This is a genomic window from Pseudomonas sp. THAF187a, from assembly GCF_009363395.1.
Classification (GTDB): domain Bacteria; phylum Pseudomonadota; class Gammaproteobacteria; order Pseudomonadales; family Pseudomonadaceae; genus Aquipseudomonas; species Aquipseudomonas khazarica.
The window spans coordinates 1,818,245-1,830,895 of the sequence record NZ_CP045349.1; the positions used below are offsets into that span (position 1 = coordinate 1,818,245).

General features: G+C 59.5%; 4 protein-coding genes. All 4 read left to right on the forward strand.

The features are described from left to right. Positions 1 to 55 precede the first annotated feature (55 nt). The 4 genes from FIV02_RS08455 (at position 56) to gspE (ending at position 12,560) form a co-directional block, all read left to right on the forward strand. The gene (locus FIV02_RS08455) at positions 56 to 4,165 is read left to right on the forward strand and encodes an RHS repeat domain-containing protein (RefSeq protein ID WP_172979139.1); all 4,110 of its coding nucleotides are present in this window, start codon (positions 56 to 58) and stop codon (positions 4,163 to 4,165) included. After that, entirely contained in the window at positions 4,162 to 4,614 is a 453-nt protein-coding gene (locus tag FIV02_RS08460; RefSeq protein WP_152488359.1) for a hypothetical protein, read from the forward strand. Before FIV02_RS08455 ends, FIV02_RS08460 begins: the two co-directional genes overlap by 4 nt. A gap of 268 nt (positions 4,615 to 4,882) precedes the next feature. Continuing rightward, positions 4,883 to 10,837 carry a calcium-binding protein gene (locus tag FIV02_RS08465; RefSeq protein WP_152488360.1) on the forward strand — a complete coding sequence of 1,985 codons (5,955 nt, stop codon included), beginning with the start codon at positions 4,883 to 4,885 and terminating at the stop codon, positions 10,835 to 10,837. A gap of 235 nt (positions 10,838 to 11,072) precedes the next feature. Then, positions 11,073 to 12,560, forward strand: a complete 1,488-nt coding sequence (gspE, locus tag FIV02_RS08470) for a type II secretion system ATPase GspE (RefSeq protein ID WP_152488361.1) — start codon at positions 11,073 to 11,075, stop codon at positions 12,558 to 12,560. Positions 12,561 to 12,651: the final 91 nt, after the last annotated feature.

Here is a 12,651-nt window from a genome sequence, read left to right on the forward strand (position 1 = left end):
GGCTTTCATCATTCGGGGTGCCTCTCGCGGCATGCCCGTTAACAAGGAGAAAGGATTGGATCGCAAGGTTTTTGGCCGCTTGGGCCTTTGCTTGGGGGCGGCTTTGGCCCTGTTCAGCGGCGCGTTGCAGGCCAAACCCGGCCTGGATCACCAGTACCGCGGCCCTCACTACAACACCGAGGCGCTGCAGCTTGACGTGCTGGATCTGCAGGTGCAGGCGCTGGGCAGCCCGATCCGCATGCTGCGCAGCTGGAAGAACGGCCAGTGGGTGTGGAACGAGCGCTGGGAGGACCTGAAGATACTCGGCCCGGCCGACCCCAGCGCCCCGGGTGGCGCTGCCGATAGCCTCAATGCCGACCGTCCTTACGCCGTGGTGCGCGGCGGGCAGAGCTACCTGCGTGCCAACAGCACGGTGCAGGGCCAGGACGTGACCTTCAACAACCTGCCCAAGCGCCGCCTTACCGCGTTGCAGCGCGGCCTGGCCGGTTACCGCTGGGAAGACGTGCAGGGTAACCGTGTCGACTACGATGCCCAAGGACGCATGACCGGCTACCAGAACCGCCAGGGCCATCGGGTCAACCTGGTGCGCGACGATGAAGGGCGGGCGATCGGGGTCAAGGATCACCACGGCGAGCAACTGGTGACCCTGACCTACACCGGCGCCAACCTTACCTCTGTTCGCGACTACAGCGGCCGCGAAGTCCGCTACGAGTACAGCGGCGAGCGCCTCAGCGCGGTGATCGACGTGGTCGGCCAGCGCTGGCAATACCACTACGACGGCAACGGCCTTGCCGGCTACACCGACCCCCTGGGCCAGCGCACCACCTACGTGTTAGGCAAGAGCGACAGCGTGCAGGAGATCAAACAGCCCGACGGCCGCTGGATCAAATACAGCTACGGCTACGACCAGAACAGCGAAGAATACTACGTACGGCAGATCGACCAGGCCGGCCTGGTCAAGGAACGCTGGTACGACCGCCTGGGCCAACTGGTGCGCCAGCAGGAAGCTGGGGAAACCCGACTGATCCGCCAGTACCTGCTCTCCGACCGCTCCAGCGACGTCAGCAAGATCGCCGAAGCCTACCGCCTGACCGGTCGCAGCCTGGCCGTGACCCGCGAGATCTCCCAACGCCAGGGCAGGGCGCCGTCGCCCTATGTGGCGCAGATGATCGAGCAGGACGCCCAGGGCAACCGCACCACCACCGAGTACAACCAGTACAGCCAGGTCATCCGCATCCAGTACGCCGATGGCAGTGAGGTCAAAAAGAGCTACGACCCACGCACCAACCGCGTCAGCGAAGAAATCGACGAGCGCGGCAACAAGACCCAGTACCGCTACGACGCCCAGGGCAACCTGATCGAGCGCATCGACGCCGCCGGCACCCCTGAAGCCAGCACCACCACCTACGTCTACAACGCCCTGGGCCAACTGACCGAGCAGAGCACTCCGGCCAGCGGCGAGACCCCGGCCGCCACCTGGCAGTACCAGTACGACGCCAAGGGCAACCGCAGCAAAAGCATCGACCCGCTCAACCACGGCACCAGCTACACCCACGACGTGCTGGGCAATGTGCTGACCCTGACCAACGCCCTGGGTAAGACCTGGACCAGCAGCTATGACGCCGCTGGTAACCTCACCAGCCTGACCACGCCGCTTGATCAGACGGTTACCTACCAGTACGACAAACTGGGCCAGCGCACCCAGACCCTCGCCTCTAACGGCGCGGCCATGGTTACCACCTATAACGCCGCCGGCCTGCCCATCAGCATCACCGACGCCGCCAGCGCCAAGACCGAGTTCGAATACGACGCCAACCAGCGCCTGGTGGCGGTGATCGACCCTTTGGGCAACAGAAGCCAGCGCCAGTACGACGCCCGCGGCCGTTTGCTCAGCCAGCAGGACGCCGCTGACAACCGCATCCAGTACCAGTACGACAAGGACCGCCTGAGCGGCATCGACTATCCGACCTACAAAGAGCGCTACCAGTACGACAGTCGCGAACGCATCCAAAGCCAGACCCAGGAATACCGCGAAGGCGACACCGACAAAAGCCAGACCGAGCACTACCGCTACCTGGCCAACGGCCTGCTGGAACAACACCTGGATGCCGCCAACAATCCCACCGGCAATGGCTACGACGCCCAGGGCCGGCTGACCAGCAGTATCGATGCCGAAGGCGGCATCACCCGCTTTGCCTACGACAAACGGGGTAACCTGATCCAGGTCACCGACCCCGCCGGGCGCGTCACCCAGTTCCATCACGATACCCGCGACGCAGTGATCGCCGAGATCAAACCAGGTGATGACAGCACCCCGCGTACCGAACGCCGCTACAGCTACGACGCGGTGGGCAATCTCAAGCAGAGCATCACCCCGGATGGCCGAGTCAGTCAGTACCAATACGACGATGGCAATCGCCTGATTCAGACCCAGCACTTCGTCAATGCCGGCCAGGCGAACAATGGTTACGCCGAACGCACTACCACCTACAGCTATAGCGACCTGAACCGCCTAACGAGCTACGAGGATGAGGAGAGCAAGGCGGTCTACCAGCACGATGTGCTCGGGCGAGTGACTCAACTGACTGTTACCTACAAAACGGCCAGCCCAGCGTTCAGCAAGACCCTCGCCTACAGCTACGACGCCAATGGGCGCAAGGCGAGCTATACCAACCCGGAACAACAGACCTACAGTTACGGCTACAGCGCCCATGGCCAACTGAGCGGTCTGAGCATACCGGGGGAGGGCAGCATCAGTCTGGGTAACTACAACTGGATGCAGCCGCAGAACATCCTCTACCCGGGCGGCAGCGCCCTGCAGATCGTCCATGACGGTCTACTGCGCTACACCAGCCGTATCCTCAGCGACCAGGCGGGCAACCCGATCCAGAGCCACCGCTACCAGTACGATGCGGTGGGTAATATCACCGCCATCGAGACTGAGAGTGGTGCCCAGCAGTATGGCTACGACAAACTCTACCGCCTGACCGAAGCGCAATACCCCGAGGGCGATAGCAGACGCAATGAAGCTTACGCCTACGACGGCGTGGGAAACCGGCTGGATGAAAAAACCAGCAAAGCCGAACTGGATATCGGCCAGTGGCAATACAACGCCCATAACCAACTGGCCAGCCATGACGGCATCGGCTACCGCTACAACGCCGATGGCCACCTGATCGAAAAGGGCGCGCTGCAGGAAAACGGCAGTTTGGTCCAGAGCGGCAGCATCGACCACTGGCAGTACCAGTACGACAGCCGCGAACGCCTGGTTGCAGTGCAGAAGAACGGCCAGCCGCTGGTCAAATACGCCTACAACCCCCTGGGCCAGCGCATCAGCAAGACCTTGCTACCGAGCAACCAGACCACTTACTTCCTCTACAGCGAAGAAGGGCTGGTAGGGGTATACGACCAGCAAGGCAACCTCAAACAGGAATATGCCTACGATCCGACCGCGCCCTGGATGAGCCAGCCGTTGTTTACTCGAGCCCAGCGCAATGACACCCAGGTATGGGCAGTGAGTTACTTCGGCACCAGTCATCTGGGCGCACCGGAAGTGGCGTTCGAGAAGAGCGGGGAAGTGACCTGGCGGGCCAAGGCGCAGGCGTTTGGAGAGACGCAAATCCAGCTCAACACTATCGATAATAAGCTGAAGTTTCCGGGGCAGTACTTCGACGAAGAAACGGGGCTGTATCAGAACTACTTCAGGGACTATGACCCGCAAATTGGTCGATATGTGCAGAGTGATCCGATTGGGATATTGAAAGATTATAAAGAGCTTGGTGTTTGGGGAATAGCTACCAACACGGTCAGTTCAGACCTGCTTGGCCGCATAAATGATCGATATATCTATGTGAAGAGTATGGTTGTAAGGTTTTCTGATCCTTATGGTTTGGAGCCTTGTGTTGATGATCCTTGTCTAGTTAAGTTAAAAGCATGTCGCACTTTGTGTGGGAGAAAACCTCTACTTGCTGGGCCTTGTATTGTGAAATGTGAATCGAAATATGGCGCGCTTTCGAACTGTGTGAGTGGTGGAGGCCCATCTGATCCATCTGATCCATCTGATCCATCTGATCCATCTGATCCATCTGGAAATGGGACTCCACCTCCAGATGAGTTAACACCTAATTGTACTTTTGAAAAATGGCAAGCAGGGTTGTGTGTATGAATAAGTTAGTATTTTGCTTTTTATTGTTCTTTGGTTTTTCTGGTTATTGCTTTTCTTTGCCATGGAAGTTGGATGGGGTTTGGGTGGTGGATGGGTCGTTAACTTTCTCCTTTGATCAGAATTTTTCAAGTCGAGATGAGGTGGAGGTTGATATTTTTAAGTGCACTGCGGAGCTATCAGGTCTTGAGTTTTCTGATGGTAAGGGGCGTTATTTTTTGAGGGGCGGTGAGTGCGCCTCTATGGGGAGGAAGGGTTATATTGAACCTTATGATGCGAGTTTTTCTTATGATGTAATCTCTACTGAAGGAGAGCAGAGCGTTATTCTTTGGCGTGGTGGTGACCTAGGGTTTCAGATATTTAATTGGATTGATCCTGATTTATTCTGGGTGGATATTTCCGAGTCTAGTTCAGTGTCGCGATACTATTACAGGCGATCATTGCAGCCATGAGCCAAGTATGGCGGGTCGTGACTCGCGCTGATTGATTGCTGGTACTGGTAAACGGAGACAGGCCACGATTAACAGCCATGTTCTCGGAGTTGACGCTGCGGTAGAAATAGCTTGCCGAGTTTCGCCGCTACTGGATTAACCCGCCCTACGGTTTTATGGCGGTCACAGTGATCGTAGTGCCTGTTGGATGGCGGGTCTTTGAACCTTCCTACATATCATCGCTTTTAAATTCGGTGGGCCTATTGCCCGCCATTGGGGAGTTGGGGGAATGATGGTTAAGCAATGGATGGCCGGTTTGCTGGCGCTCTGGAGTGTGGGGGCCTGGGCGGAGGATCAGCTCTGCGCCGTGGTATTGATCGAGATCGCCCAGGAGCTGAGCTTCGAGCGCCAGGCCTTCGAGGCCACCATGCGCATCAATAACGGCCTGGATAGCATTGCCCTGGATCAGTTGCAGGTGCAGGTGTCGTTCGAGGACGATCAGGGCAACGTGATCAAGGCCAGCTCCGACCCCAACGCTACGGATGCCGCCTTCTTTATCCGCCTGGACGACTCGCAGAACGTCAATAGTGTTCAGTCAGGGGCAGACGGCTCGGTGACCAATGGCCAAGTGCCGGCCAAGGCCAGTGGCGTGCTGCGTTGGCTGATCATCCCCACAGCCGGTGCGGCGGGTGAGGGTATCGACGGCAAGCGCTACAACGTTGGCGCCGCCCTGAGCTATAACGCCGGCGGCAAGGTCGAGTCGATGACGGTGACCCCCGACACCATCACGGTCAAACCCCAACCTCAGTTGACCCTGGATTACTTCCTCACCCGTGAGGTGATCGCCGACGACGCCTTTACCCCCGAGATCGAGGCGCCAGAGCCATACACCCTGGGCGTGCGCATCCACAATAGTGGCCGTGGCGAGGTAAAGGGTGTCAAGCTGGAGTCGGCGCAGCCACGCATCATCGGTAACGAGCTGGGCCTGGCAATCAATTTCCGCATCACCAACAGTTTTGTCGATGAAGCACCTGCTGCGCCTACGCTGTTGCTGGATTTCGGTCAGATCGCCCCCGGCAGCAATCGGCATGGGCGCTGGATCATGGAAAGTACTCTGTCCGGTGAGTTCATCGATTTCAGCGCCTCCTTCAGTCACCCCGATGAACTTGGCGGCCGCCTGACCTCTCTGCTCGACGCGGCCCACGCGCGTTTTCTGTTGCGTGACGTGCTGGTCGACTTGCCGGCTCGCGACGCAGTGCGTGATTTTCTCGCCATGGTCGGGGATGACCTCTATGTCTTCGAATCCGACCGGACCGGCCAGGCGGACAACGCGCCCTGCCTGGATTGCTCGCCTGTGCAGCGCCTGAGCGGCAACCTGTCTGGCGCTTCTACACTGCGCACGCTGGACGTCGACGTTCAGCCAGGTTTTGGTTATGTGCGAGTGACGGATCCCTATCAGGGGACCAAGGGTTTGCAGCGTGTACTGCGCAGCAATGGTCTGCCACTGTCGCCTTACAACGCCTGGTTGAGCAAGGAGCGTGCAGGTGACGGCCGTACGTTCAATTACTACCTCAATATCTTCGAAACTCAGCCGGATGCTCAGTACAGTGTCGAGTTCGGTGAATTGAGCCAGGAACCCAAGGCCCCGGTATTTCAGTACATCTCGGATCGTAGTGTGCATGAAGGCGGGCAGGTAGGTTTTCTGGTTCGTGCCAGTGATCCCAATGGCACTGTCCCCATGCTCTCGGTCGAGGGGCTGCCCACGGGTGCCAGCTTCAAGGATGAAGGTCAGGGGCGCGGTACTTTTCTCTGGGCGCCGTTGCAGGGTCAGGCCGGGCGCTATGTGGTGAACTTCAAGGCCAGTGACGGTTTGCTGGAGTCCAGCCTGCCGGTTGGCATTCAGGTGTTTCGTCAGGGTGACAGCGACGGCGACGGTCTGGATGACGATTGGGAGTTGGAGCACTTCGGCAATCTGGACCGTGATGGCTCCGGTGATTTCGACGGTGACGGGGTTTCCGATCTGGATGAGTTCCTCAATCGTACCGACCCCAAGGTGGCCGATGCCACGCCGTTGCCGCCGCAGTTGTTGAGCCCTGCCGACAATGCCCAGGTCAGTGACCTGTACCCGGCTCTGCGGGTATCCAATAGCCCGACTCAGGACAATGGCCAGGGGCTGCACTATTGGTTCGAGCTGTATGCCGATGAGGGTATGAGCGAGCTGCTGGCACGATCCGAGGGGATCAACCCTGGAAGCAATAGCACCGAGTGGGTGGTCAAGGCCGATCAGCTGGAGCCGGAAGCTGATCTGCATGACAACCGTCGCTATTACTGGCGGGTCAGGGTCAGCAACGACAAGGGCAGTAGTGAATGGTTGAACGGCCGTTTCTTCATCAATACCGCCAATGACGCTCCCAGTGCGCCTGTGCTGCTCAATCCGACACCCATGGGCTTGGTGGCTGATACTCAGCCCGTGTTCCGCTTCAACAGCAGTCAGGACGTGGACGAAGACCCGCTGACGTATCGGGTACGGGTGTTTGGTGAAGACGACGATGACTTCAAGCAACCCCTGGCCGAGGTTAGCGGATTGCTGCCTGGCCCCGATGGGGTGACGAGCTGGCAAGTGCCCGTACAACTGGAGGACGGCAAGTTCTACTTCTGGTTGGTCGACGCGCGCGACCCACATGGCGCCATCACGGCCAGCGAGCCGAGCCTCTTTGGTGTCAGCCTGAGTAACAAGGCGCCAAGTACGCCTGGTTTGGCCTGGCCGCTGCAGGGGCAGCGTATCGCCGAGAGTGAAGGGGTGGTGTTGCGCCTGGATGCAGCTACCGACCCTGAGCGTCGACCGTTGCAATATCGTATCCAGCTGGACGACAACGAGCGTTTCGACGGCGCAGAACGCCTCGACTCCGCTTGGTTCAGTGCTAGCGCCGAGGGTATCCAGTGGCAGGTGCCGCAGGCGTTGCAGGAAAACCGCGTGTATCACTGGCGCGCGCGAGCGAGCGATGGTGAGTTGGAGTCGGAGTGGCTGGCTGGCAGCTTCCAGGTCAACCAGTTCCAGGAGTCACCCGCGCTGCCGGTCGTCGATAATCCGGCCCCTGGCGCCTGGGTCGAAGTGATCCGGCCGCGGTTTTCCGTACACCCTGTGCGTGACCCTGATGGTGATGCGGTCAGCTATCAGTTCGAGCTGTACAGCGACGCCGGCGAGAGTCCTATGGCCAGCCAGCTTGTGGGGGAAGCGTATTGGACTCCCTCTCTGACATTGACGGACAACAGCTGGTATCGCTGGCGTGTACGGGCGTTGGATTCCACGGGGCTGTATTCGGCTTGGAGTGAGGAGTTGCGTTTCTTCGTCAACGAGAACGGTGTTGATGATGCCCCCTCCCTGAGCTTCGTGCAGCCGGACGGAGATCGGGTCTTGAGTGGCGGCATGGTTGTCATCCAGTGGGTCGATGCGGATCCGGATAGCTCTGCGAAGATCGATCTGTATGCCAATGACGTGTTGATCGCCTCAGGTCTGGATGAAGACGCTGACGGTGATGCGGACCGTTTCGAGTGGTCCCTGGCAGGCGTCGAGCCAGGTACTTACCGGATCAAGGCGGTGATACGCGACGACACCAGCGAAGTGTGGGCGCAAGCCTGTTGTTCGATCACCGTGCAGCAGCCGGCACCTGAGGTGCGAGTTACCCCGCTGTCCAGTCTGGAACTGGATGAGTACGGTGAGGTGGTAGCCGAGATCGAGGTGAGTCTCGACCGTCAACCAATGCCGGGGGCCAGCGTGACTCTCAACTTGGCCGTCGATGATCCGAGTGAGGCTCGCGTGCTCAATGATCCGCCGTTCCTCTATTTCACGGCGGAAAATTGGCAGACCCCGCAGCGCATCCGCGTCCAGGGTGTCGATGACTGCGCCATCGATGGGGCTCAACCTGTGGGGCTTCAGTTATTGCCTTTGCACAGCAGCGACCCTGATTTCGATGGGCTGGACCCTCAGGATGTCGTGCTGACGACCATGGACAATGAAGTCGAAGGCCAGACGTTGTTCGTGTGCCATTACCAGGTGATTTCTCGTAGTGCAGTCCGTGCCGATGGCATGGTCGACATCACCTTGCGGCCTGAGTTGCTCAATACTGGCGCAGCCCTGCTCAGCGCCACTGCAAGTGCGTCGGTGCAGGGGGGGGATATCGTTCTCTCGGGCGCCAGTCGTGTGCGTTTCGACAAAGTGCTTACCGGTATTCGGAGCCAGAGTCCCGATCGCATCGTCCTCAGTCAGCCGGCAGATCAGCCTGTGCAGTTCAACCGTTTGCATTGGACGATCGAGCCGGGGGCTCTGGCGCCAGTCAGCGAGCTGGGCGATGCCGGTGGTGAACTGGTTGGTACCAGCAAGGACGACATCCTGAGTGGTGGCGCTGGCGACGATCACCTGGTGGGTGGGGGCGGCAACGATGTGCTGATCGGTCGAGCCGGTGAAGATACGCTGGATGGTGGTTCGGGCAATGACACGTTCATCGTCGAGGGTAACGACCCGTCACCCAAGCATTTCATCGGCGGTAGTGGCCACGACCGTATTCTTGGTGGTGAAGGTGATGATGTCATTCGCATGACCCGGTTCACCGGCAAGTACCATGTCGAACTCATAGACGGTAGCGGTGGTGTCAACCGTATCGAGGGAACGGCAGGACCTGACAGCCTGGATTTCCGCAAGACCGAGCTGCGCAATATCGAGTCCATTCATGGATTGAGTGGAGATGACTTGATTCGAGGGAGTCGGGCAAGTGATGTAATCGTTGGCGGTCCTGGCAATGACGAACTCTATGGCGAGGGCGGCGATGATACCTTCCTGGTGTCGGGGCAGGATCAAGGCTTCGACAAGATCAGCGGAGGCTCAGGCTCCGACCAGATTCTGGGGGGCGATGAGGATGATCGTATCGGCTTGAGCTACTTCGCCAAAGGGTTCACCGTCGAACGTATCGATGGTGGTGGGGGGCGCAATGTCATCAGTGGTGATGACAACGACAACACCCTGGATTTCAGCAAGACCGAACTCATCAATATCGACGTGATCGAGGGTGGCGCAGGCGATGATGTCATCACCGGTAGCGCGGGCAACGATGTGATAGACGGTGGTGCCGGGCGCAACCGATTGAACGGTGGCCCGGGCGATGACACGTTCTTGTTCAGAGGCGAGGCAAGCGAACTCAACGAATACAATGGTGGCCCTGGTCATGACCGTTTGCTGGGTAGCGCAGGTGACGATGTCTTGCTGCTCAACAAGTTCTCTGCGGCCAACTCGATCGAAGAGGTCGACGGCAATGGTGGCTACAACATCATTCGCGGTACTGCTGGCAAGGATGTGCTCAATTTCTCCGGCATCCATCTGCAGGCTATTGCACTCATCGATGGCGCAGGAGGGAATGACCAGATTACCGGCAGCCAGGAGGCGGACTTCTTCAAGGTTGGCTCTGGAAACAGCATCCTGGACGGGCAGGGGGGAGACGATATCTTTCTGGTTTCTGCCGAATCCGGAATCACCACATTCGTCGGCGGTGAGGGGAGCGACAGCATCCTCGGTAGTGATGGCGACGATGTCATCAAGCTTGAACGCTTCGATGGCAACTATCGCCTGGAGCTCATCGATGGCCGGGATGGCGCCAATGTGATTCATGCCAAGAGTGCCAGAGGCGTTAGGCGGACCTTTGATTTCTCCGAGAGCGAGTTGCGTAACATCGCGCACATCCAGGCGTTTTCCAACAGTCCGGTGTTCGGGAGCGCTGGTAACGACGTTCTGCTGGGCGACAGCAAGAGCAATCAGTTGTACGGTGGCCCAGGTGACGATGTGCTGCGCGGAGGCATGGGCAACGACTATCTGTATGGTGGAGCGGGTAGTGATGTTTACCACTATGAGGGAGGGCGTGATTTCATCGAGGATCGCGGCTTGGTCGATGATCATGATCGGCTGGTCATGCATCTGGCACTGGAGCCACAACAGATCTGGTTGGTGAAAAGCGGTAGCAATCTGCAGTTGCTGTTCGAGGGGGCGACTGACCGAATCACCATCGTCAAATGGTTCAGCCAGCCAGGTAATCGTATTGCTCGCATCGAGCGTGAGGATGGCGCTTATTTGCCGGTGGAGCGTGTGGATGCATTGCTGGCAGTCATGAAGGGTATGAACCGCATGTCCAGTAAGCGTAAGGCCGCCGATCAGGAACGGCTTGTGAAAGCGTTGAACGAAGCCTGGGTAATGCCGTAGTGATGACCAGCTCCGTGGGCATCGCGCTTGGATGTCCACGGAGTATGTCGGTACGAGCCTGCGTATACAGAATGCTGCTGATTGGCAGGTATGCAGTCCGCTGAATTAGTGCGGACGGGAGCTCACTCCGCTTAACCTGTTTAGCCCTGTGGCTCTTCTTTCGGCAAAATAAGACAATCAGCAGCTGGAAACTCTAATGCCTCTGCCGGGTTTAGCCCGGCAGAGGCTATCGATCATGGATGCGATGTTGACGGAAACTCTTGTGCGGCGTTTACCTTTCAGCTTTGCCAAGCGTCATGGGGTCGTGATGCTGAGTACTGATGGATCACCGAGCCTGGGCTATCGCTCCGACGCGGAGTTGGTGGCATTGGCCGAGGCGCAGCGTTTCGCCGGGCGCAGCCTGCCGCTGCAGGCGATGAGCGCCAGCGAGTTCGCCCAGGCATTGGGGGCGGCCTATCAGCATGACTCCGCATCCATGCAGCTGGCCGAGGACATCGGCGGCAGCCTCGATCTGGCGTCGCTGGCCGATCAGGTGCCGGAAACCGAGGACCTGCTGGAACAGGAGGACGACGCACCGATCATCCGCCTGATCAACGCGATTCTCGGCGAAGCGATCAAGGAGAACGCCTCCGACATTCACCTGGAAACCTTCGAGAAGCGCCTGGTGGTGCGTTTTCGCGTGGACGGCATCCTGCGTGAAGTGCTCGAACCCAAGCGCGAGCTGGCGACCTTGCTGGTCTCGCGGGTCAAGGTGATGGCGCGGCTGGATATCGCCGAGAAACGTATCCCGCAGGACGGGCGTATCTCGCTCAAGGTGGGGGGGCGCGAGGTGGACATCCGCGTGTCCACGCTGCCGTCGGCCAACGGCGAGCGGGTGGTGCTGCGCCTGCTCGACAAGCAGGCCGGGCGCCTGTCGCTGCAGCACCTTGGGATGCGCAGCGAAGATCGTGCGCTGATGGAAGACACCGTGCGCAAGCCGCATGGCATCCTGCTGGTCACCGGGCCCACCGGCTCGGGCAAGACCACCACGCTGTATGCCAGCCTGGTCAGCCTCAACGACCACACGCGCAACATCCTCACCGTCGAGGACCCCATCGAGTATCACCTCGAAGGCATCGGCCAGACCCAGGTCAACACCAAGGTGGACATGACCTTCGCCCGTGGCCTGCGCGCCATCCTGCGCCAGGACCCGGACGTGGTGATGGTCGGTGAGATTCGCGACAAGGAAACCGCCGAGATCGCCGTGCAGGCGTCGCTGACCGGTCACCTGGTGCTTTCGACCCTGCACACCAACAGTGCCATCGGCGCGATCACCCGTCTGGTGGACATGGGCGTGGAGCCCTTCCTGCTGTCGTCATCGCTGCTCGGCGTGCTGGCGCAGCGCCTGGTACGGGTGCTCTGTCCGGCATGCAAGGAGCCCTACAGCGCCGATGCGGCCGAGTGCGCGCTGCTGGGGGCGTCGCTCGATCAGGCGCCGACGCTGTACCACGCCCGTGGCTGTGCGCACTGCCATCAGCAGGGCTATCGTGGGCGTACCGGTATCTACGAGCTGGTGGTGTTCGACGAGACCATGCGCAGCCTGGTGCACAGCCGCGCTGCCGAACAGGACATGATCCGCCACGCCCGCACCCTGGGGCCGAGCATTCGCGACGATGGTCGGCGCAAGGTGCTGGAAGGGGTGACCACGGTCGAGGAAGTGTTGCGCGTGACGCGAGAGGAATGATGGCGAGCGTGATATGGGCATCGGCTGTAGCGGCGGCTTCGGCTGCGGGTCGGCGCAGATCGCGGCAGAAGCCGCTTCCACGGGAACGACG

What these genes read in the sequence shown, in the direction of transcription:
- gspE (WP_152488361.1), top strand. Translation starts at nt 11,073, where the DNA reads ATGGATGCGATGTTGACGGAAACTCTTGTGCGGCGTTTACCTTTCAGC.
- FIV02_RS08465 (WP_152488360.1), top strand. Translation starts at nt 4,883, where the DNA reads ATGATGGTTAAGCAATGGATGGCCGGTTTGCTGGCGCTCTGGAGTGTG.
- FIV02_RS08460 (WP_152488359.1), top strand. Translation starts at nt 4,162, where the DNA reads ATGAATAAGTTAGTATTTTGCTTTTTATTGTTCTTTGGTTTTTCTGGT.